Origin of the sequence: Flavobacterium sharifuzzamanii (genome assembly GCF_003254585.1) — a bacterium.
GTDB lineage: Bacteria > Bacteroidota > Bacteroidia > Flavobacteriales > Flavobacteriaceae > Flavobacterium > Flavobacterium sharifuzzamanii.
In genome coordinates, this window is the sequence record NZ_QJGZ01000028.1 from 26,365 (window position 1) to 47,507 (window position 21,143).

At 33.1% G+C, this 21,143-nt stretch carries 20 protein-coding genes; 4 read left to right on the forward strand and 16 right to left on the reverse strand.

Translation table 11 applies throughout. The features are described from left to right. Positions 1–7: 7 nt before the first annotated feature. Positions 8–1,387 carry a Kelch repeat-containing protein gene (locus DMA14_RS00645; RefSeq protein ID WP_238989898.1) on the reverse strand — a complete coding sequence of 460 codons (1,380 nt, stop codon included), beginning with the start codon at positions 1,385–1,387 and terminating at the stop codon, positions 8–10. Positions 1,388–1,633: 246 nt separating this feature from the next. Here DMA14_RS00645 and DMA14_RS00650 point away from each other — a divergent pair, with 246 nt between their 5' ends. Then, on the forward strand, positions 1,634–2,797 hold the full coding sequence (locus DMA14_RS00650) for a C40 family peptidase (RefSeq protein ID WP_111422318.1): 1,164 nt from the start codon (positions 1,634–1,636) through the stop codon (positions 2,795–2,797). Here the strand turns inward: DMA14_RS00650 and DMA14_RS00655 are convergent. From DMA14_RS00655 to DMA14_RS00670, 4 genes are all read right to left on the reverse strand, one after another. Next, positions 2,794–3,183 carry a response regulator gene (locus tag DMA14_RS00655; RefSeq protein WP_111422320.1) on the reverse strand — a complete coding sequence of 130 codons (390 nt, stop codon included), beginning with the start codon at positions 3,181–3,183 and terminating at the stop codon, positions 2,794–2,796. The two genes, DMA14_RS00650 and DMA14_RS00655, sit on opposite strands and share 4 nt — an antisense overlap. Further along, the gene (locus tag DMA14_RS00660; RefSeq protein WP_111422322.1) at positions 3,173–4,597 is read right to left on the reverse strand and encodes a sensor histidine kinase; all 1,425 of its coding nucleotides are present in this window, start codon (positions 4,595–4,597) and stop codon (positions 3,173–3,175) included. The genes DMA14_RS00655 and DMA14_RS00660 overlap by 11 nt, the downstream gene beginning before the upstream one ends. Positions 4,598–4,863: 266 nt before the next feature. Continuing rightward, positions 4,864–5,622, reverse strand: a complete 759-nt coding sequence (locus DMA14_RS00665; protein WP_111422323.1) for a methyltransferase domain-containing protein — start codon at positions 5,620–5,622, stop codon at positions 4,864–4,866. 103 nt (positions 5,623–5,725) lie between these two features. Next, the gene (locus tag DMA14_RS00670; protein WP_111422325.1) at positions 5,726–6,112 is read right to left on the reverse strand and encodes a DUF5958 family protein; all 387 of its coding nucleotides are present in this window, start codon (positions 6,110–6,112) and stop codon (positions 5,726–5,728) included. Positions 6,113–6,445: 333 nt separating this feature from the next. Between DMA14_RS00670 and DMA14_RS00675 the strand changes: the two genes are divergently transcribed. Beyond that, on the forward strand, positions 6,446–7,855 hold the full coding sequence (locus DMA14_RS00675) for an APC family permease (RefSeq protein ID WP_111422327.1): 1,410 nt from the start codon (positions 6,446–6,448) through the stop codon (positions 7,853–7,855). A gap of 76 nt (positions 7,856–7,931) precedes the next feature. Here the strand turns inward: DMA14_RS00675 and DMA14_RS00680 are convergent, their stop codons facing one another. The 6 genes from DMA14_RS00680 to dinB form a co-directional block, all read right to left on the reverse strand. Beyond that, on the reverse strand, positions 7,932–8,336 hold the full coding sequence (locus DMA14_RS00680; RefSeq protein WP_111422328.1) for an MFS transporter: 405 nt from the start codon (positions 8,334–8,336) through the stop codon (positions 7,932–7,934). A gap of 158 nt (positions 8,337–8,494) precedes the next feature. Then, positions 8,495–8,956, reverse strand: a complete 462-nt coding sequence (locus tag DMA14_RS00685; RefSeq protein ID WP_111422330.1) for a DUF1810 domain-containing protein — start codon at positions 8,954–8,956, stop codon at positions 8,495–8,497. A 157-nt stretch (positions 8,957–9,113) separates the two neighbouring features. Then, positions 9,114–9,740, reverse strand: coding sequence for an alpha-ketoglutarate-dependent dioxygenase AlkB family protein (locus DMA14_RS00690; protein WP_111422332.1), 627 nt, complete (start codon positions 9,738–9,740; stop codon positions 9,114–9,116). Positions 9,741–9,781: 41 nt separating this feature from the next. Continuing rightward, the gene (locus DMA14_RS00695; protein WP_111422334.1) at positions 9,782–11,161 is read right to left on the reverse strand and encodes an exonuclease domain-containing protein; all 1,380 of its coding nucleotides are present in this window, start codon (positions 11,159–11,161) and stop codon (positions 9,782–9,784) included. Between the two features lie 120 nt (positions 11,162–11,281). Continuing rightward, the gene (locus tag DMA14_RS00700) at positions 11,282–14,335 is read right to left on the reverse strand and encodes a DNA polymerase III subunit alpha (RefSeq protein WP_111422336.1); all 3,054 of its coding nucleotides are present in this window, start codon (positions 14,333–14,335) and stop codon (positions 11,282–11,284) included. Further along, on the reverse strand, positions 14,335–15,516 hold the full coding sequence (gene dinB, locus DMA14_RS00705) for a DNA polymerase IV (protein ID WP_111422338.1): 1,182 nt from the start codon (positions 15,514–15,516) through the stop codon (positions 14,335–14,337). The genes DMA14_RS00700 and dinB overlap by 1 nt, the downstream gene beginning before the upstream one ends. Before the next feature lie 89 nt (positions 15,517–15,605). On the opposite strand from dinB, the gene DMA14_RS00710 reads away from it, so the two are divergent. Then, positions 15,606–16,379 (forward strand): XRE family transcriptional regulator, encoded by a 774-nt coding sequence (locus tag DMA14_RS00710; RefSeq protein ID WP_111422340.1) that lies wholly within the window; start codon positions 15,606–15,608, stop codon positions 16,377–16,379. Between the two features lie 72 nt (positions 16,380–16,451). On the opposite strand, the gene DMA14_RS00715 is transcribed toward DMA14_RS00710, so the two are convergent. From DMA14_RS00715 to DMA14_RS00725, 3 genes are read right to left on the reverse strand one after another with little or no spacing between them, the layout of a single operon-like run. Continuing rightward, on the reverse strand, positions 16,452–16,892 hold the full coding sequence (locus DMA14_RS00715; RefSeq protein WP_111422342.1) for a DinB family protein: 441 nt from the start codon (positions 16,890–16,892) through the stop codon (positions 16,452–16,454). A gap of 16 nt (positions 16,893–16,908) precedes the next feature. Further along, the gene (locus DMA14_RS00720) at positions 16,909–17,229 is read right to left on the reverse strand and encodes an ArsR/SmtB family transcription factor (protein ID WP_111422344.1); all 321 of its coding nucleotides are present in this window, start codon (positions 17,227–17,229) and stop codon (positions 16,909–16,911) included. After that, on the reverse strand, positions 17,229–17,657 hold the full coding sequence (locus tag DMA14_RS00725; protein WP_111422346.1) for an SRPBCC family protein: 429 nt from the start codon (positions 17,655–17,657) through the stop codon (positions 17,229–17,231). Before DMA14_RS00725 ends, DMA14_RS00720 begins: the two co-directional genes overlap by 1 nt. A gap of 132 nt (positions 17,658–17,789) precedes the next feature. On the opposite strand from DMA14_RS00725, the gene DMA14_RS00730 reads away from it, so the two are divergent. Further along, positions 17,790–18,239, forward strand: a complete 450-nt coding sequence (locus DMA14_RS00730; RefSeq protein ID WP_111422348.1) for a GNAT family N-acetyltransferase — start codon at positions 17,790–17,792, stop codon at positions 18,237–18,239. Positions 18,240–18,404: 165 nt separating this feature from the next. On the opposite strand, the gene DMA14_RS00735 is transcribed toward DMA14_RS00730, so the two are convergent. Then, positions 18,405–19,166, reverse strand: coding sequence for a phosphatase PAP2 family protein (locus DMA14_RS00735; RefSeq protein WP_111422350.1), 762 nt, complete (start codon positions 19,164–19,166; stop codon positions 18,405–18,407). A gap of 207 nt (positions 19,167–19,373) precedes the next feature. After that, entirely contained in the window at positions 19,374–21,089 is a 1,716-nt protein-coding gene (locus tag DMA14_RS00740; protein ID WP_111422352.1) for an ATP-binding protein, read from the reverse strand. Positions 21,090–21,143 lie beyond the last annotated feature (54 nt).

A 21,143-nucleotide genomic window follows, 5' to 3' on the forward strand; every position in this document is an offset into this window, starting at 1 on the left:
TACTTTGCTAATTTGCGGTAGAGAAATTCAAGCCGGATGACAAAACTTTGATATGATTGAGTTGTGTTTTGTCAAATTCTTCCATGTCAATGCTATAAATGTTTTGAGAAGGAGTGTTTGAATAATCATTTTGAAGAGTTCCACCAAGTATGTATAATTTGTTATTGTAATAATGCATACTGGAATTTTTTAATTGAATGTCAACCAGATATTCTTTTAATTGTTTTGTTTTAATGTCATACAGGTAGATCTGATTGTTTTCAAAGAAATAAATTATATTTTCATGAAAGGTTACAGCTGGTCTTTCTAATCCTGCAAATAATTCACCTTCAGTCTGCCATTTTTCAGTTTTGAGATCAAAAGTTTCAATTTGAGATAAAGAATTTTCATTGCTTCCTCCAATTAAATAAATTTTATCAGCTATTAGAACGCCTGAAGTTTCTTTGGCCACAGGCATACTTGCAAGCTCATACCAATAGCCCGAAGTGATATTGTATTGATGTACTTTATTTGTAAATGTTTTTTTGTCTTTGTCATTCATTTTTATTGAACCACCAATCACAATTATATTATCATTATAAGTAAATGTAGCAGCATTAGATGCTTGATGCGGATTTGTTTTATCAATTGTGATACTTTGTTTTTTAGTATCAAATACCTCAATCTCATTTTGTAGATATTCAAAAACTCCATTATCGGAAATCTTTTTCCCTCCTAAAATATAGATTTTACCCTCGTAATAATTGAGGTTATGGTAAGCTCTTTTGTTGAATTTTAGATTTGATTCTTCCCAAGAATTATTTTGAATGTCATATACCAGTAAATTTCCTTTATAAGAGAAATAATTTGGATTAGTGCGAATTTCTCGGAGGTAATCTTTCAAGGTAAAATCTGGCCGTTCTCGTTTGACTTTTTCCCAAGGATCTGTTTTATAACTTGCATCTCCTCCTATAATATAGATTTTATTGTCTTGTAAAACTGATCCAAAAGAGGTAATTCTATATTGCAAAGGAGCTAATTTGGTTGTATTCAATTTAGATTTTAATCTTAATTTGTGGTTTTTTCGAATAACTAAGCCTTCTAAATTTTCTACATTTTCTTGAAGAAGAATTTTGAAGTCTGTTTTTTTTAAATCGCTTAAAGCAATTTTTGTGGTAATAAATCCAATATGCGAAAATTGTAAACTATCTTGATCTTTGAAATTAGAAGGGAGTTTTAAAGTGAATTCACCATTGCTATTCGTTAAAGTTCCAAAACTTCCTGATATGCTTGTAATGTTGGTGTCTTCTAAAGCTTTTTTGTTTTTTCGAGAAATGACCATCCCTTTTATAATTTGTGCATTTATAATAAAAGGAAAGAAAATGATGATATAGAATAGTTTTTTCAAAATATCTTAGTTTTTTTATTAGGTTAAATTTAATAAAAAAATATATTTTTTGTAAAAAACTGCCTTTCAAAAAGTTGAATTAATTTCTATTCCGAGACTGTTAATTCGAGGTAAAATAATTGTTAAAAACACAGGTTTTTTTACTTTAAAAAGTTAAATTCGCTTTTAAGGCAATATATTTGTCTTTTTTGAGTTGGTATTAATGTATAATATAGAAAAAGTTGTAAAAACTTTAAGAAAGAGAGTATGGTTTACAGGTTAATAATAGTATTGTTTTTTTTCAGTGTTGGAGCCTTTGCGCAAGATAATTTTATTAAGCACAAAATTTCACAAGGAGATAACCTTTCTGTTATTGCTAAAAAATATGGAGTAAAAGTAAAAGACATTGCAGATGCAAATCCGAATGCTCCTAAAATATTAAAACTAAATTCCACTCTTTTAATTCCGAACAAAAATAAAACTGCTGCAAAGACAAAAAATAAAAATGTTGAAGTTGCAGATAATACTACTTCTTCTGTAACTTCTTCTGGTACTCATGAAGTGGCTTCCAAAGAAACGCTTTGGGGGATTTCTAAAAAATATAATGTTTCTGTTGATGATTTAAAGAAAGCGAATCCATCTCTGGAAAGCGAAGGCTTAAAAATCGGACAGCAAATAAATATTCCTTCAAATAATTTAGTGTCAAATAGTAGTTCACCAAGTGATACTCCTGTTAGTTCGGAAGTGGTTTCGACGGATGTAGAGTTTATAAGAGAAGTGAAAACCAAAGAAACAAAATATGGCATTTCTAAAGAATATGGAATTACGGTTGCAGAACTAGAACGCCAGAATCCATCAATTAAAGGAAAAGTGCCAGTTGGATATTTGTTGAAAATTCGTGTTCCAAAAGAAAAAGCAGATGCTATTCAAGCAACAAAAACTTTGCAAGAAGCTAATGTGCAAGGAGATGCTTCTTCTGGTCAAATAGCAGAAACGGCTCCAGATATAAAAAGAGATTCAACTATTGTGAGGACGGGAGATTATTCTGGATTAATTGATCAGCTTATAGCAAGTGCAACAGGGAATATAGGTATTAGATATAGATCAGGTGGAACAACAAAAGCAGGTTTTGACTGTTCAGGATTAATGTTTTGCACTTTTGGAAATTTTGATATTAAATTGCCTAGAAGTTCAATAGAACAATCTCGAATAGGAACAAAAGTAGCTTCAGACGAGGCGCAAAAAGGAGATTTAATTTTCTTTAGAACCAATGGTAGACGCCATATAAATCACGTAGGTATGGTTGTTGAAAATGTTGATGGCGAGATTAAATTCGTGCATTCATCTACTCATGGAGGCGTTATGATTTCCTCAACAAAAGAGCCGTATTACACAAGAGCTTTTTCTCAAGTAAATCGTGTTTTGAATTAAGCTTCAAGAAAAACACTTTTTAATGTTTCTAATCTAAAAGGTTTATTCCAGAAATCAGATACATATTTATTTTCTTTAACTTTTTTGATTTCGTCACTATCTAAAGTAGAAGAGAGTACAAAAATTTCGATATTTTCTTTTACATCTTCTGGGAGATTGTCAAATTCTTTCAAAAATTCAAATCCATCCATAACAGGCATTTGAATGTCTAAAAGAATAATCAATGGGTTTTGATTCTGATTTTTTAGAATCCAGTTCATACCTTCCCTTCCATTGTTTGCAATATAAACAGGATTAACATCAAGCCCTTTTTTCAGTAGCTTTTTAATGACAAATTGATCAATCAAGTTGTCTTCTATAATTATAAATTGAGATCTATACGGCATAAGAATTTGGTATTGTTACTATAAATTTACTTCCCACACTGCTTTCGGAAAAAACAGAAATATCACCTCTGATATTTTCAACTGCTTCTTTTACGATATATAAACCTAGGCCAGAGCCTTTGTTTTTATTTGTTCCAAAATACATATCAAAAATATTCGCTTTGTAATCGTCATGAATTCCGATTCCATTATCTGTCACTTCAAGTTTATTTAAACCGTCACTAAAATAAGTTTTTATCGTAATAAACATTTCTGGCTTGTTACAATCTGCATACTTAATAGCGTTAGAAAGCAGGTTGTTAATGATAATTTTTAAACGAAGCCCATCACTTTCAATATGATCCACTAAAAGCTCTTGTGTGAATTTAATTTTGTTTGCATTTTCAATATGCATTAATTGTTGAATAGCTTCATTGCAAAGCTCTTTTAAACTCACAGGCTCCATTATTATTTGTTTTCTTTTGTTTTTAGAGTAATCAATAATATCGCTAATAAATTGATCTTGCCTTGCTAGGCTCTGATGCATCATTTGCAAATAATTTCGAACCTGCTCCACATCATCTTCTAATGCTGTTATTTCGATAAGACCTTTTAATGAAGTAATAGGAGATCTCAAGTCGTGTGATGCGCTGTAAACAAATCGGTCCAATTCTCGATTTACGGTAACAAGGTTTTCATTTTTTACCTCTATTTCTTTTTTCGAAACTAATAGTCTTTTTACCATTATCGAATAATAAAGACAAACGCTGCATACTATAACCAAAATGAAAAAGATATTTGTGATAATTAGTAAATCCTTTATTTTTCGTGTTCCTTCTCCTAATGTGTTCGAAAAATTCCGTTCGTTAACCGTTAATCGGTCACTTATCGCACTTATTTCTTTTAAATATTTCTTCTGATCTTCAGCAGTTAAAATGTCATGCTCAATTTTGGCGTTAATCTGCTGGCCAATAACAAATAAATCGAAAATTAGTTTATCTCCTTGTCCCCATTCATTTATGGCTTTAGATAAAAATTCCACATTTTTAAAGTTTTCAAATAGCCATATAATATCATCTAAATCATCTTCATTATTTCGGCCAGTTAAAAATCCTTTTCGTGCAATTTCATTATCTCCAGCTTTCAATAGTGTAACTCGTGCAATGCCATCTCCTTGTGGTACTTTTAATTCTTCGAGATACAATTTCCATTGTGCGTGGTTTTTGGTGAATAAATAGGTAATTAAATGTCTAGATGCATCTTTTTGTCCTTTAGAATAATGTGATTCCCCATTTACGTAAGCCCTATTTGCTGATAAGATTTTAATAGTAAAAAAATTGATACAGATTAATAATGCGCACGAAATGAATACTATTAAAATAAGAATGAAAACATTTGGAAAACGAAAATTTTTTAAAGCTTGCAATTTAGACATAATCTTAAAATTAGTAGGTTAATAAAACGTGCCTTTTGCGTGTTCTGCAAGTATGAATGAAAAATTATGGGGGATAATTTAATTCACGTTTTGTTAAACACTTGTTAAGATATTTTGCTATTTATAAATGCTTATAAAATGATTCTCTCAAATATAATAAAATTTATCTTATGATTTTTGCAAAAAAGATGTTATGAAAGTGAAAAAAGTTCTAATGCTAGTGTTTTTGTTTAAGTGTTGATTAGTAGTTGAGCTGAATTGTTTGATTAAAATTTAGCATAAATAATCAATCTTCTAAAGGCGTAAATAGACGGGACTATTGGAAAATAAGTATCTATTCTTTTTTTGAATTCAGCTGATAATGCTGCAAATTCCTTTTCTCCCAATTTTTCTTGATATACAGTTAATGCAGAGCCTGAAATGAAGTTAAAAAAATCATCTTTTTTATTAGAAATTATAGGGTAAACTTTCTCGTAAAGAACCAAATTGTTGCCGCCATTTTCGAACAGGATTTTTGCGTATTCATCTAAAGTCAATACTGGAGAAGGACGTGTCCAATTTTTGAGATATGTGGCAAAAGGCTCTTCTTGAACAAGCTGTAGAAGTATTTTATTCAAGATGTTTTCATTTTGCTGTGGCATCTGGACTGCCAGTTGTCCGCCTGGATTTATTCGGGAGATAATTTTCGGAAAAAGTTCGTTGTGGTTATCAATCCATTGCAATGCGGCGTTCGAAAAAATTAAATCCCATTTGGTTTCGTCGTTGATCTGCTCTAAAATCGTTTTTTCTTTAAATTCAAGATTTTCTTGCACTGGAGCTTTTGCCAGCATTTCAGCAGAATTATCAATGCCAAGAACAAACGGATTAGTTAATTTTTGATGCAATTTTTGGGTAAGTTCACCCGTTCCGCATCCGAGGTCTACAACTTTCAGATTGGGTTTGTCAATAATATGACTTGTTAGATCATCAAACGGTTTAGAACGTTCTTCTTTAAACTCATTGTATTTTTTCGGATCCCAAGTCATGATTTTCTTTTTCTTTTAAAGTTAAAGAAAATTTCTTTTGCTTCTAAAGGAAGATATGGTACATCTCATTTATCTTAAAAGCTAATATGTTTATTAAGAATCTTTAGTCAAGTTCATGCCAAAAATGACCACAACCATTTTTGCATTCTGTATTTCTTCTTTCTGTATCTGTAATTTTAAAAATCCAAAGTAAAGAGATTATTACTTTTTTATTTTCATTTTTGGGTAATGAAGCCAATTTATTGAAAGCAATTTTAGTGGAAAAACTTTTTAAGATTACAATTGGCGTATAAGTTGGTTTTAGAGGAATAGTATTTATTGCTCTTTGATAAGTTTCTGAATTATAATCGGTTTTATTTGGAATAGAGTTTAGAATATAAACTTGAAGTGTTTCAAAAATCTTGTCAAAACTATTCTTTTCCAATAATAGTTCTAAACCAATATTGAAATCCACTTTGTCTTGAGCAATTTTATTGATTATTTCTTCCATTCTTTTCAAGTTCTTTATTTTTCATTAGGCAATTCGTAAAAATCAAATATATAAAAGTTGGAATTACTAATGTTGGTTTATATATCGTTTTTGAATGCACTTTTTGTTTGCGTGAGGGATAGGAGAGGCATCCTTTTATGGTGGGGTTCACCATAAAAGATAAAGTGGATAGCCCGACCAGTCTTTTTCGATGAGATACGCCCAAAAGATTTTAATAAAGATTTGGGTTAAATCTTGATAAATATGATCTTTTTTAAGAATATATAGAATTTATAATTTAAAGATTAAGATTTCAGAAAAAAGTATATCTTTAGCCAACTTAAACCAATAAAAATGCAAGAAAACGACCAAGAACATTTTAAAAGAGAACTCGGACTCTTAGACGGAACCATGCTTGTGGTTGGCTCTATGATCGGATCCGGGATATTTATTGTAAGCGCCGATATCGCTAGACAAGTAGGTTCGGCAGGATGGCTTACTTTAATCTGGCTTTTGTCTGGATTTATTACCGTTGTCGCAGCAGTCAGTTACGGCGAATTGAGTGCTATGTTCCCAAAAGCGGGAGGCCAATACGTTTACCTAAAAGAAGCTTATAACAAGCTGATTGCCTTTTTGTATGGCTGGAGTTTTTTTGCAGTTATTCAGACCGGAACTATTGCGGCTGTAGGAGTGGCTTTTTCTAAATTTGCTGCTTATTTGTATGAACCGCTAAGTGATGAAAATATTCTTTACCAACTTGGTGCTTTTAAACTGAATGCAGCTCAACTAGTTTCGATTTTAACCATTATCATTCTGACTTTTATTAATAGTCGAGGGGTAAAAAATGGAAAAATTCTACAAACTGTTTTAACAATAATTAAAATTTTGTCGCTTCTTGGATTAGTCGTTTTCGGATTAACGCTTGCCGCGAAAGCTTCTGTTTGGGATGCAAACTGGGCAGACGGATGGAGCACAAAAACATTTAACAAAGAAAGCGGATCATGGCTGCCAATTAGTGGAACAGCTTTGATTTCTGGAATTTCAGCGGCAATGGTTGGATCTTTATTCTCTAGTGATGCTTGGAACGGTGTGACTTTTATTGCTGGTGAAATTAAAAATCCGAAACGAAACGTGGGACTTAGTCTGTTTCTAGGAACTTTTATTGTGACTTCTCTTTATGTTGTGACAAATCTTATGTATTTGGCTGTAGTACCGTTTGATGAAATAGCAACAGCAAAATTTGATCGTGTTGCAGTTGTGGCTTCAGATTATATTTTTGGAAATATTGGAGCGCTTATTATTGCAATTATGATTATGATTTCAACTTTTGCCTGCAATAACGGATTAATTATGGCTGGTGCGAGAGTATATTATACTATGGCAAAAGATGGTTTGTTTTTCAAAAAAGCAGCTGTTTTAAACAGTTCGAGCGTTCCTGCTTGGGCACTTTGGGCACAGTGTATTTGGGCTTCGGCTTTGTGCTTGACAGGGAAATATGGAGATTTGCTTGATTTTGTAATTATCATTGTATTGATTTTTTACATACTTACGATCTACGGAATTTTTATTCTAAGAAAAAAAATGCCTGATGCAGAAAGACCTTATAAAGCATTTGGATATCCGTTTTTACCAATGTTATATATTGTTGTAGCATCAGCAATTTGTATTTCGTTATTAATTACAAAATTCTCAACCTGTGGTTGGGGAGTATTAATTATGTTAACTGGAATTCCAGTGTATTATTTAACAAAACCAAGTGAATAATATTTTAGCTTCAATTAAAATTTAATAAAAAAAGCATCTTGATCTTTCAAGATGCTTTTTTTTTGCTTTATAGGTTTTAAGAATTAGATAAATCATTCGTAATTCTTTCTTCGGTTGGTCTTAAATAAAGAAGATAAACAATGAGAAGTATTCCAAACAAGATGAATTCGGGTTTAATGAATAATATCAAAAAAGCGGCGCCTTCAAGAACCGCCCATCGCATAATAGAAGCAGTCTGGTAAACGGGAAGCTTGTCTTCGAGTTTTAGTTTCGGGTCGATCTGTTTTAATTGGGCTTTAAATAATATGCTGCTTGAAACAAAGGCAAGAATCGGAATAAGAAGATATAGTATTGAATTCGAGTCAATAGCAGGAATATTTAGTGTTTCTAATGAAATATCTCCTACAATGAAATATACAATAATTGTCCCGGCACAAATGCCAAAATGAATAATTTGTAAGGTTCTGATTTTTTCAGTCATAATTTGGTTTAGATTTGAGGTTGATTATGCAAGTTAATGCTAATTATTTTTAAATAAACAAATTAAGATCTTGATTTTAGCAAATGATGTAGTTGTAAACAAAAAAAAGACACTAGAATTAGTGTCTTTTAAATGTAAATAATCGCTGTAAACTCGAGTTATATTGTAACTGGTTCATCAACAGATTTTATAGTTGAATTAATAATAGACAAAGTAAGCGGATCGTTTTCTCCAGAGAAGAAAGCTTCCAGAATTTCCTGAAATATCGGATTTGCATTTTCTACCAAAGAAAACAAAGTCATGCAAGAACGTAATTTTCGGGCATCTAAGTCTCCAAAAATTCCATCAGCCGATTTCATTTTAAAGGTCAATAGCAATTCTGAAATTTCAATTAAATGTTTTCCTAGAATAGGATGTTCCAAATAATCTGAAGCTTCTTTTAAATCATTAATGGCATAAAGATTTGCAGTATCGCTTTTGCCCAATCCTTTAATTTGAGGAAAAATAAACCACATCCAATGCGTCTCTTTTTTCCCTTTTCCTATTTCAGAAAGAGCAGTAAGATAAAGTTTGTTTTGCGCATCTAAGAAGCGCGCTAAATCGTTGTTTGAATAAGCCATTACGGTATTATATTTTTTTAAAAGGTTGCAAAAATAGTAAAAAAGGAAGGTTCAGCCTAATAAAACGTTCATACAATCAGTATTTTAACTTTTTTCGACAGAATTTTCCTCGTTGAAATTAAGCTAATAAATCAGCTAGTTTTTAGTTCTGAATGCATTACGTATTACGTTGCGTTTGCCTAAAAGTTAAATTTATTCTAGGCAAAACTTTGCGCGCTGTTTTGGGTACATGATGTTGCCAAAAACTATTGGTAGTCCCCGCCATCAGTAGGAAAGATCCATGATGAAGCGGAATTTCAACCAATGGAATATCCTTTCTAAATTTGTGGCGAAGTTTAAACATTCTGGTTTCTCCAAAAGTCACAGAAGCTATAATTGGATCTTTGCCAGATTTGTCTTCTCGGTCACTATGCCAGCCTACGCCGTCTTTTCCGTTTCGGTATAAATTTAACAGAAGACTGTTAAAATCGAGTTGGGTTTCTTTTTCCACGCGACTTCTGATTTTTAATAATTCATACGTCCAATCAGGTCCGTTTGGATCTGCTCCTTCGTTGTCTTTATCTTCGTACCACGCAATCATTCTGGGAACAGTATAGGTTTTATCATAAATTTCCATTTCATATTCTCTCCATTTCGTTTTACGCAGTATTCTTTCATAAAAAGAATCCGATTCTTCTTTGCTGAAGAAATTTTCAATCAGAATTAGTTCGCAATCCGGAAGATCAAATATTTTTTTACCTCCGTGCCCAGTGGTAAATAATTCGGTGTCGGTAAATAGTGTCATAATTTTGATTTTTACAGCTCTATTTTTCTCTAATTTTGATTTTAGACTAAGAAATGCTTTTTAAAGAATACTTTTCTAGGATGCTTTTCTGCATAAGAAAAAATCAGTTGCTCAATATATTGATTGCTTTTATAGGGCGTAACATAATTTTTTACGTCTGAAGGCTCATGAATCGAAACATCAGAAGGAAGATATCCCATGCCATAAAAATGCCCGTTTTCGATCCAAATACAGCTGCGTTCTTCTTTTGATTTTCCTTTGTCAATAATGGCAAAAGAAGGTCTGTTATTCAATAGATAATCAATGGCATTATCGACTTGTGCATTATGCATTATAGCATCGGGAAGACTTTGAGGACTATTATTATAGAAAAAATCTCCCTCTTCAGATCTTGAATATTTGCAGAAACGATGATCGATTTCAAAACGTTCGGCAAGATTTCGAAGTAAATTGATGCCTTCATGCAAACTGCTAAATTCATGAATGCAAACCTGAAACTTACTTACTTTGCCAATAGCGAGATATTTGTAGCCATTTCTAGCTTCGTACTGATAAATACCAAATTTAGCTTCAAAGCGTTTTAAGGCTCTATTATAAGTCGGCCAAAGTTTTTTGATTTCGGTACATTCTAAAAGAAGCGCCATTAATTCAGTAGCGCAGATTTCAAAAGAAATTCCGTGAATATCTCTCAGAAAATGTTGTCTCTGCGGATTGATATTATTACCACTGAAATGAGAAGAAACACGTTTTTTTAAATTAATCGCTTTTCCAACATAAATCACTTTTTTTGCCTGATTGTAGAAATAATACACGCCGGGTTTATCGGGTAAATTATTGAAATCATCTGGCGGAAGATTAGGAGGCAAGCGCTGGTCCTGTGCTGTTTTTTTAATCATTTTTTCGATTTCTCCAGCATCGTCCCATTCTAGCAAAAGAGAAAACAAAAGTGCAGTAGCATCTGCATCTCCGCCGGCACGGTGTCTGTTTTCTAAATTGATATTTAAAGAATTGCAAAGATTCCCTAAACTGTAAGAACCCAATCCAGGTTTGATTTTTCTGGCAGCGCGAACCGTACAAAGCTTTTTGGCGGACCATTTAAAGCCGGCTTGTTCCAGCTGATGATGAACGAATGAATAATCGAAATTGACATTATGTGCAACGAAAATGCGATCAGTAAGCATTTCCAAAACTTTCTCAGAAATATCGTCAAAGATTGGCGCATTGGCTACCATTTCGTTATTAATGCCCGTTAATCCAAAAATAGAAGGAGGTATGTCCTGTTCGGGATTTACAAGTGTTTCGTAACGATCCAGTACATTTTTACCATCATGAATAATGATCGCAATTTCTGTAATGCGGCTGCCACTGGCATTTCCGCCTGTGGTTTCAATATCGACTATAGCATATTCCGTATTTTTCATCTTTATATAACGTAAGTTGTTCTTTAGTTATTTAAAATTTAACACATAGATTTAAAGTTAAAAATGGCATTTCTACAAGCTAATAAACTATTTTTCTATGTGTTAAATCATTCTACTTATTTAAAACTTCATTCGGTGTCTCGGCAAATTAATTTCATGTCCCTGCGGATAAGGTTTTCTATGAGTAAGGCTTATATCTTCTTTAATTTGGTTTTGTGTTCTATATTGATCTTTCGAATCCATATAGCGCGGATCTGGAATAAAAGGCATTTTTGCCATTTTGAGAATCGTAATGGTCGGAAAATGATAATCAACCTCAACATTTCCTAACAAAAGATAACAGCCTCCTCCCTGAAATGGATATTTTTCTAAACTATCAGGAAAATGTGCTGTGTCAAAATAAGTGCCTTCATGATCGATCCAGGTTCCAAAATACATGGTTCCTTTTTTGGTTGGGACGTGTTTTCTGGAAATGAGATAGGCCAGCATTCTAACTTGTTTTTTATGATATTGAACTAAATCTTTAGCCATCACATCACCGCGATGTTTGGTTTGTAAAAGATCAAAAACCGTACAGGAAACAGGAAAACTCAAAAGCTCAATTTCGTCAAAAGCGTCTTCAAAAACAGAACGTTCCAATGTTGGGAGTTTATATTCTTTGACTGGTTCCTGCAGTAATTTTAAATCTCTATTTTCAGGTTTAAAATTATTCAACAGTAGACTGGCAGTTACCAAAAGCTGATTTTTGGTTTTTCCTGTAAAACGAAAAGCGTCAATGAAAATCATAGTTTTAACGCCTTCGATTCCAATTGGAATTCGGTTGATAAAATCTTCCAGAGAATTAAAATCACCCTTTTTATTTCGATCTTCTTCAATTAAATGCGCGATTTTAGATTCTAAACTTTGAATGTGCATAAAACCTAAATAAATATCTGTACCATACAAAGTGGTCTGATATTCACTTTTATTCACACACGGATTATGAATTGTTCCGCCAGACATTCTTGCTTCGTGTACATACACTTCAGTTCTGTAAAATCCGCCCTGATTGTTGATTACTGCCGTCATAAATTCAACAGGATAATTGACTTTCAGATATAAACTCTGATAACTTTCGACCGCATAAGAAGCCGAGTGTGCCTTGCAAAAAGAATATCCTGCGAAAGATTCAATTTGGCGATAAATTTCCTGACTCAAAGTTTCAGGATGCCCTTTTTGAGCACAGCTCGCAAAGAAATTATCTTTTACTTTTTGCAACGCTTCCAAAGATCTTCCTTTTCCCGACATGGCACGACGAAGAATATCACCGTCAGGAGCGGGAAGTCCGCCGTAATGCTGGGCAATTTTAATGACATCTTCCTGATAAACCATAATGCCGTAAGTTTCGCCAAGATGTTCCTTGAAAACCTCATGAAAATACTCAAACTGAGTTGGGTTATTATGACGGAAAATATACTCCTTCATCATTCCTGATTGTGCTACTCCGGGACGAATAATAGACGACGCGGCAACCAGAATTTTATAATTATCACAATTTAGTCGACGCAATAATCCTCGCATCGCAGGACTTTCGATATAAAAACAGCCAATCGTATTTCCTTTTGCTAAATAAGAATTGCAAACAGCCTCGTCTTTAGAGATTGAAGTATCTCGAATATCTACTTTTATACCTCGGTTTTTGGCGATCAGTTTTACGCTGTCGTCAATATGGCCAATGCCTCGCTGACTTAGAATATCAAATTTGTCGAAACCAATTTCTTCGGCAATGTGCATATCAAAAAGCACAATTGGAAATCCTTTTGGAGGCATTTCCAATGGTGTATAATTCGTAATTGGTTCTTCAGAAATCAAAATTCCACACGCATGCATACTTCGTTGGTTGGGATATTTCTGCATCATTTTTCCGTATTCCTGAACCAATTTTACAATTTTGTTTGTTGGATGAAGTTCTTCTGGATTTTTTGCCAAAAGATCTAATTCTTCTTTAGGAAGACCAAAAACTTTTCCGACTTCTCTAAAAATGGATCTATATTTAAACTCGACGTTCGTTCCGCAAAAAGCAACATGATCTTTACCGTATTTTCCAAAGATATATTCTAAAATTGTGTTACGCTCCTGCCAACTCCAGTCAATATCAAAATCGGGTGGTGTTTTACGGTTTAGATTTAAAAAGCGTTCAAAATATAAATCGAGTTCAATAGGGCAGATATCGGTAATTCCGAGACAATAGGCAATGATGCTGTTGGCACCGCTTCCGCGACCAATGTGCATAAAACCTTGGCTATTGCTATATTGAATAATATCCCAAGTGATTAAAAAATAACCACTGAATTCTAATTCATCAATAACTTTTAATTCTTTTTCTACGCGAGCTTTTGCTTCAATATTTTCGTTTCCGTAACGTTTGTAGAATCCTTCCCAAGCCAATTCGGTTAGTTTTTCTAAATCTTTTTGACGGTTTTCAGTATAGAACTTTTTATTTCTTTTAGCCGAAAAATCGTATTGAAAATTACACTCGTCAATGATACGTTGTGTATTTAAAATAATTTCAGGGTATTTTTCATAAAAAGGCAAAAGAGATTCTATTGGTTTCATCACATCAGAAACTTTGCAATAATCAGCTTCTGTAAGTTTCGATAAAATAATATTCGTATCAATAGCACGAAGTACTTTATGCAGGTTATATTCTTTTTTATTGCTAAAAGTAACAGGCTGTAAAATCACCATTTTGGAGATTTTATTTTTATGTTTTGAAGTTAAAAGACTTGAAACTTCTTCGGGACGAACTCCGATAAATTCATTTTCAAAAAGTGTTTCGGGAGCATTTTCTAAAGTATAGATCACAAAAACCGATTTGAATTTTGGAGCACGCAAAGGCAAAGTTTCTCCGCTGAAATTATGGTCAGTTAAGAATCTGTTCATCTCTGCTAAGCCTTCTGCATTTTTAGCAAGACCAATATATCGGAATTGATGATTGCATCGAAATTCTATTCCAACCAATGGTTTAATTTCTTTTTCCTGACACGCTTTTATAAAATCGTAAATTCCTGTAACGGTATTAATATCTGTCAATGCCATTGCTTTTAGGCCATGCAAAACGGCTTCAGCAATCAATTCCTTAAGCGGAATTGTGCCGTAACGTAATGAATGGTAGGAATGACAATTGAGATACATTATTTCTTGCGTTTTAAAATTTCGTCTTTAGTATTTGGTTTAAAATGAGCTCCGGCACAACGCATTACGGCGTCAAAACCATAACGGCTTTTCATTTTATCCATAGCTTCATAAAGGGATAGCATTTCCTGTGTATCTTCAAAAAGATCAATTTGATAAGTGCCGCGTACCAATCCGCTAAAGCGAACGCCAATCAAACGCAGACGCATTCTACGCTGATACACTTTTTCAAAAAGTTCTATTACGTTTTTAGTCAAAATATGATCGGCCGAAGTATAAGCTACTCGGCATTGTTTGGTTTCAGTATCAAAATTGGCGTAACGTATTTTAACGGTAACAGTCGAAGTCAGCCATTGTTCTGCACGAAGCTGAAATGCCAGTTTTTCGACCATTCCTAATAATATTCTTCTCAGTTTTGCAAGATCAATTGTATCCTGAGAAAAAGTGGTTTCAGTCGAAATTGATTTTCTTTCGGCATAAGGTTCAACAGGCGTGTGGTCAATTCCGTGCGCTTTTTTCCAAAGTTCCAGACCATTTTTACCAATCATTTGCTGTAAAACCTCAGCAGGCATTTCTGCCAAAGTCTGAATTTTACGAACGCCAATTCGGGACAAAAGCTGAAAAGTAACTGCTCCAACCATTGGTATTTTCTGTATCGAAAGCGGATTTAAGAAGTCCTGAACTTTTTGTTCTGGAATTTCAAGATTTCCGACAGGTTTGCCTTCTCCGGTTGCAATTTTAGAAACAGTTTTATTGATTGATAATGAAAAACTAATAGGAAGTCCTGTTTCTTTAATTACTTTTTGTGCCAATTCATTTGTCCATTTATAACTTCCGTGAAATTTATCCATTCCGGTAATATCCATATAGAATTCATCGATGCTGGCTTTTTCTAAAACAGGCGCTTTTTCCTGAAGAATTTCAGTAACATCATGAGATAATTGCGAATATAATTCCATGTCTCCTTTCATTACTTTAGCATCTGGGCAAAGTTTTAACGCCATGCGAATTGGCATCGCAGAGCGCACTCCAAATTTGCGGGCTTCATAAGAGCAAGAAGCAACAACACCGCGGTCTCCGCCACCTATAATAAGCGGAATTCCATTGAGTTCTGAGTTGGTGCGCCTTTCGCAGGATACAAAAAAGGTATCCAAATCCATATGTACAATTGCCCGTGCCATTTTTTCCTTTTGTTTTTGTATGAAACAAAATTAGTACAGATGATAACATTTTTAGTATATTTGCTGTTCCAAATTATAACAAATTTATTATGTCCTTATTTTCAGACAACATCAGAGCATTAAGGGTTAAGCATAAAATATCTCAGGAAAAATTAGCTGAAAACCTGAGTATTACCCGAGGAAGATATGTGAAATACGAAGACGGAACTTCAGAAGCACCGTACGATATTTTAAAGAAGATTGCATTATATTTTCATATGAGTATTGACTTGATATTATCTGTCGATATACGTAAAATCGATGTGCAAAATTTGATAAAACTAGAAGGCAACCGACTTATTTTGCCAATTCAAGTGGATAGTTTTGGAGAAAATTATATCGAAATTGTATCTCAAAAAGCAAAAGCAGGTTACCTAAACGGATATGCTGATCCAGAATATATTGAAAGTTTACAGCAGATTACACTTCCTTTCTTGGGACCTGGAAAACATCGCGGATTTCCTGTAGAAGGCGATTCTATGCCTCCACACGAAGATGGTTCTATCATCATTGGCCGTTATGTGGAAAAGCTAGGAGAGGTGATGGATGGCAAAACCTATATTCTTATTACTAAAAATGAAGGAATGGTTTATAAGCGTCTCAATAAAAACAAAAAAAACGCTTTGGTTTTAGAATCCGATAATAGTTTTTATCCAAATTATGAAGTGAAGGCTTCTGATATTTTGGAAATATGGGAATACGAATGCAACATTGGCCGTTCGGATAAAAAACAAGAAACTACGGAAACTGGAGCAATGAAAGATTTGCTTTTAGAATTGAAAAGGGAAGTTCGAGAGATTAAGAATAATACTTCGAATACGTAATATTTTTTTCGCCACAAATTCACGAATTATTTTAAATCAAAATTGGTGAATTTGTGGCGAAAAATAACTTATTTAATTCCCCTTCACAATCGCCGATGCAATTTGCCCGCAATGATGTGAATTGTGAAAAAGAATGATAGAAAATAATTTAAGTTTTTGAATTTTCCCAAAAAAAGGAGCTTCAATTTCTTCGAACCAATCGCTATCTAAAGATTTTTTTATGGTATTTTCCAACATTTGATAACCTTGTTCAATAAGCTGATGACTGGTTTCAAGGTCATATTTGTTTCCAGTATCTGATTGCCCAATTGTAGTGTTTTCAACATTCGTTTCAGTTCCGAAAGCCTGTCCTAAAATATTTGCGGTTTCTCCTATATGTTGGTAAATAAATCCAACCGAAGCTGTTTTTTCAGTCAATCGAAAAGTAGCGTTTTCTTCCGTAATGTTTTTAAAAGTGGCCTGACAGCCTTTGCGGTTTTGATCTAAAAGACCAAATAATATTTCCTTTTGCATAATTCTAATATTTTGATCAATCTTTCTTTTTGTTCAGAATAGTTTCCAGTTTGCTAAGTTTATTTTCCCAGAACTGGTCAAAATGACTAATAAGCGCTTTAACATCATTAAATCCTTTTTGATTTAAAACACAATGACGTTCCCTCCCAATTTCCTGAATAGAGATAAAACCTGCTTGTTGCAATATTTTAATATGCTTTGAAACAGCAGGGCGGCTCATATCAAAATTTTCAGCCAAAGCGTTTATGTTATACGTTTCTTGGGTAAGCAATTGCAGAATCTGTCTACGGCTCGGATCTGCAATTACTTGTAAGGCATCAAGATTAGGTAATGACATTATTTTTCGTTTAAAAGATTCTCGATTTTTTCCATTTTTTTCAACCAGCCTTCTGTCATTCCAGTTAGGATAGAAACATTTTCTTCTTTAAATCCAGTATGAAGAAGACGTAATTCGGTACCATTATCTTTCTTTTCCAGAGTCCATTCGACAATAGTGTCAAAGATCGTTTCATTATTTCCCGGTCCGCCTTTCCAGCTGTAAACAAGCTTTTTCAAAGGAACAATTTCTAGTATTTTGCAATGAAAAATTCCATCAAGATTTAAACTTGGAATAGGATTGGTGCGAAATGTAAAATGATGCCCTAAGAGAAGTTTAAAATCATTTGGCATAATCCATTGGGCAATTAATTCTGGCTCTGTAAGATACATCCAAATTTCTTCAGGAGCTTGGCTGTAAAACCATTTGTGGTTAATTTCTGTTTTCATATTTAAGTAACTTTAAGGTTACGCAAATGTATATGTAACTTTTGAGTTACGCAAATATTTTTTAATATTTTTCATGAATGTTGTTAAGAATAAACTACTTAACTTTATTGATTAGATGAAAATAAGATATAAATGAATATCCTAAAAGCCACAACTGAAGATCATATTCTACTAACAGAAATCACCAAAAGGTCAAAAGCCTACTGGGGATATTCTGAAGAACAAATTGAAAAATGGAATAATAATCTAACTGTAACGGCAGATTATATTGAAAAGAATAATGTTTGTAATTTAGTTGTTGAAAATCAAATAATTGGATATTATTCTTATTTGAAATTAGAAGAGAATCAGGTAAAATTGGACAATTTATTTATTTTACCTGAATATATAGGAAAAGGATTTGGTTCTTATTTAATGAATGATTTTTTGGAAAGAATGCGAAATGAAAAATGCCAAAAAATTATTTTGGACTCAGAACCAAATGCAGAACAATTTTACCAGAAAATTGGATTTACAAAAATCGGAGAATTTGAAACTTCAATAAAAAATAGATTCATGCCGATTATGGAAATGAAGTTATAATTTCGAAGAAAAAAATCCGCCATGAATTCACGAATTTTAATTTAAAATAATTCGTGAATTCGTGGCTAATAAATTTACACAAAGCGATTCAAAATTTTTTTTAATCTGTGAAATCTGTGGCTTTTAAAAAAGTTACTACTTAGTGCTTTCGTGGCTATAAAAAAACTAAAAGACCTTCGCAAATCCCAATCCATATTGCTGTCCATTATAGAAAGGCATTATCATAGAAGTTGATTTATTTTCGGCTGATGATTTGAATAGTTTTTTTGTGATATACGGATTAATCCAATAAGCAATTTTGGTACTCAAAATCCCGATTCCTGCTCCAGCCGCGACATCAGTTAGCCAATGGCGGTTGTTGTAAATTCTGAAAAGTCCAGTTCCAGTTGCAACGGCATAACCTGCAATTCCGTACCAAATCGATTTGTCTTTGTATTCTTGATATAAAAATTCTGCTCCGGCAAAAGCAGTTGCAGTATGCCCAGAAGGAAAAGAATTATTAGAACTTCCATCTGGTCTTTCTTCATGAACAATCGATTTTAAGCTTAAAACCGTTGTTGCCATAATGATATACGAAGTTGCAAATATGACCGAACGATCACGCATATTATTTTTCCCTTCTACGCCAAAAGCATTCAAAGCATAAACAGAGGCAGCAGGCGCATATTGAGAGAAGTCATCAATTGTGATTTTTTCGTCAATATCTTCTTTAACTTCATCCCTTATTTGGTGGTTGAAACTTAAAAGTTGATCATTTCCAATTCCAATAACGCCGTACCCAATCAAAACCGATGGAATAATTAGCTGTTTGTAATTGAATTTCAAATTATTTGACGTACTGTCAATTTTTGCAATGGAATCATTTTGCTGCGCATTGGCAGAAAAGAATCCGAAAAAAAATAGAAGGGAAATCGCTTTGTAGAACATTTTTTTGGCTGTTATATTTTACAAATTAACGAATGTTTTGAACCTAGTATTTTGTGCTTAATTGAACCTTAAGTGAATATTAATTAAAGACAAAATTCAATTATAAATATATTATATTTTTTTAAATTTTATAAGAATTGTTTTATTTTTTTTTAAAATAATTTAGATAGTTGTAAAAATGAATCTTTAAATCAGATCGGTAAAACTTTACACTTTCAGTGTAAACCAAAAAGTACTGCCCAATCCGAGATTACTTTCTACACCAACACTTCCATTTTGCGCTTCAATAAATTCTTTGCTAATTGCCAAGCCCAATCCCGTTCCAGATTTCTGACTTCCTGGAACTTGAAAATATTTATCAAAAACCCTGTCTTTGTACCGTGTATCAATTCCTTTTCCGGTGTCAATAACCTGAAAAACCATTTGATTATTTTCTTCTTTTAATTTAATGAGAACCGTACTTTTTTCAGACGAATATCTGATGGCATTCGATAAAAAATTAATCAAAACCCAGCCTGTTTTTTCGGCATCGGCTTTTACATTTTTGAGGTTTTCATGGGCGTCAACAACCAACTGAATCTGTTTTTGGTCTGCCTGAACCTTTACTGCTTCAACAGCATATTTCACAATTTCATGTGGATTGCTTTTACCGATATTCAGCTGAATATTTCCAGTTTCCAATTGCGATAAATTCAGTAATTCGCCTGTAATTTTCAATAAGCGCTGACTGTCTTCTTTTATACTTTCAACCAGTTGTTTCTGATCGTCATTCATATCGCCCGTTTTTCCATTTTCAAGCAATTGGAGACTTAATTTTATTGAAGCAATTGGCGTTTTTAATTCGTGTGAAACGGTGGCAATGAAATTCGTTTTAGCAAAATCTAATTCTTTAAAGAGCGTAATATTTCGCAGAATAATCACATCGCCGATATTAATTTCTTTTTCTTCGCCAGTTGGTGTTATCGTTATGTTGTGAATCTCTTTTTCGAAATAACTTTCTTTTCCATGAGCAAAAATTTTGAGAGGCTGTTTTTTCGGAGTTTCACTTTCTTTCAGAATCAATGAACGAATCAAATCATTAGAAACGGCTAATTCAGATGCAGGTTTTCCAATAATATCTTCCGATTTTAGACCGATAATTTTCAGTGCTTCATCATTCACAAACAAAACAATTTCTTCATTATCCAAACCAATAATCGGGTCGTTCATATTATTAATCAGGGTTTCCAGTCGTTTTTTCTCAAAAAGAAGTTTATAAACATTGCTGTCATGATATTCTTCGAGTTTTTGTGCCATCGTATTGAATGATTTCGCAAGATCTCCAAATTCGCTATGGCTTGTAAAATGAACTCTTTCAGAATAATTTTTATTCGCAATTTCTTTAATACTCAGCGTTAATTCCCTAATTGGATTCGCAATATTATTAGGTAGATTAACTAATAAATTAAACGCAATCAAAAAGCATAAAGATCCTACAATGGCAATCGACAAATTAGCCGTTTCAGCTGAATGCTTAGCAATATCGCTTTTCTGTTTTATGGCGTCAAGATTTAGCTTCATAATCGCAAAAATGTCTTGACGGATTTGCACTTTTACAGTTTCATCTGCATTGTTTTTGGCTAAAAGGGCAAAACTGGCTTTCAGCTTTTCAGTAGCTTGTTTTTCGCCTGGTTCAGTAATGTTTTGAGTCTGTTTTTCGAGATTTTCCTCGAAACTCTGAATCGTTTCTGTTGAACCCGATTTCATTCCATCCAAAGCAAAAATCATATTTCTGGAATATTCCAGCGTATTGTAATTGGATTTCAGAATGTTTTCAGTGTCCTGCTTAATCAGAAAAACAGAATAAGCACTCACTAATGAGAGAATGATGATCATTAAAAATAATAATCCAACACCCAGATTCAATTTGGTTTTAATTCTCATGACGTTTATTTAAAAACAAGTTTTTTTTATTTGAACCATTAAGATATTAAGGAA

What these genes read in the sequence shown, in the direction of transcription:
- DMA14_RS00700 (WP_111422336.1), bottom strand. Translation starts at nt 14,335, where the DNA reads ATGTATCTCAATTGTCATTCCTACCATTCATTACGTTACGGCACAATT.
- DMA14_RS00735 (WP_111422350.1), bottom strand. Translation starts at nt 19,166, where the DNA reads ATGTTCTACAAAGCGATTTCCCTTCTATTTTTTTTCGGATTCTTTTCT.
- DMA14_RS00670 (WP_111422325.1), bottom strand. Translation starts at nt 6,112, where the DNA reads ATGGAAGAAATAATCAATAAAATTGCTCAAGACAAAGTGGATTTCAAT.
- DMA14_RS00665 (WP_111422323.1), bottom strand. Translation starts at nt 5,622, where the DNA reads ATGACTTGGGATCCGAAAAAATACAATGAGTTTAAAGAAGAACGTTCT.
- DMA14_RS00690 (WP_111422332.1), bottom strand. Translation starts at nt 9,740, where the DNA reads ATGACACTATTTACCGACACCGAATTATTTACCACTGGGCACGGAGGT.
- DMA14_RS00685 (WP_111422330.1), bottom strand. Translation starts at nt 8,956, where the DNA reads ATGGCTTATTCAAACAACGATTTAGCGCGCTTCTTAGATGCGCAAAAC.
- DMA14_RS00660 (WP_111422322.1), bottom strand. Translation starts at nt 4,597, where the DNA reads ATGTCTAAATTGCAAGCTTTAAAAAATTTTCGTTTTCCAAATGTTTTC.
- DMA14_RS00675 (WP_111422327.1), top strand. Translation starts at nt 6,446, where the DNA reads ATGCAAGAAAACGACCAAGAACATTTTAAAAGAGAACTCGGACTCTTA.
- DMA14_RS00720 (WP_111422344.1), bottom strand. Translation starts at nt 17,229, where the DNA reads ATGTCATTACCTAATCTTGATGCCTTACAAGTAATTGCAGATCCGAGC.
- DMA14_RS00725 (WP_111422346.1), bottom strand. Translation starts at nt 17,657, where the DNA reads ATGAAAACAGAAATTAACCACAAATGGTTTTACAGCCAAGCTCCTGAA.
- DMA14_RS00740 (WP_111422352.1), bottom strand. Translation starts at nt 21,089, where the DNA reads ATGAGAATTAAAACCAAATTGAATCTGGGTGTTGGATTATTATTTTTA.
- DMA14_RS00715 (WP_111422342.1), bottom strand. Translation starts at nt 16,892, where the DNA reads ATGCAAAAGGAAATATTATTTGGTCTTTTAGATCAAAACCGCAAAGGC.
- DMA14_RS00655 (WP_111422320.1), bottom strand. Translation starts at nt 3,183, where the DNA reads ATGCCGTATAGATCTCAATTTATAATTATAGAAGACAACTTGATTGAT.
- DMA14_RS00680 (WP_111422328.1), bottom strand. Translation starts at nt 8,336, where the DNA reads ATGACTGAAAAAATCAGAACCTTACAAATTATTCATTTTGGCATTTGT.
- DMA14_RS00710 (WP_111422340.1), top strand. Translation starts at nt 15,606, where the DNA reads ATGTCCTTATTTTCAGACAACATCAGAGCATTAAGGGTTAAGCATAAA.
- DMA14_RS00695 (WP_111422334.1), bottom strand. Translation starts at nt 11,161, where the DNA reads ATGAAAAATACGGAATATGCTATAGTCGATATTGAAACCACAGGCGGA.
- DMA14_RS00650 (WP_111422318.1), top strand. Translation starts at nt 1,634, where the DNA reads ATGGTTTACAGGTTAATAATAGTATTGTTTTTTTTCAGTGTTGGAGCC.
- DMA14_RS00730 (WP_111422348.1), top strand. Translation starts at nt 17,790, where the DNA reads ATGAATATCCTAAAAGCCACAACTGAAGATCATATTCTACTAACAGAA.
- dinB (WP_111422338.1), bottom strand. Translation starts at nt 15,516, where the DNA reads ATGGCACGGGCAATTGTACATATGGATTTGGATACCTTTTTTGTATCC.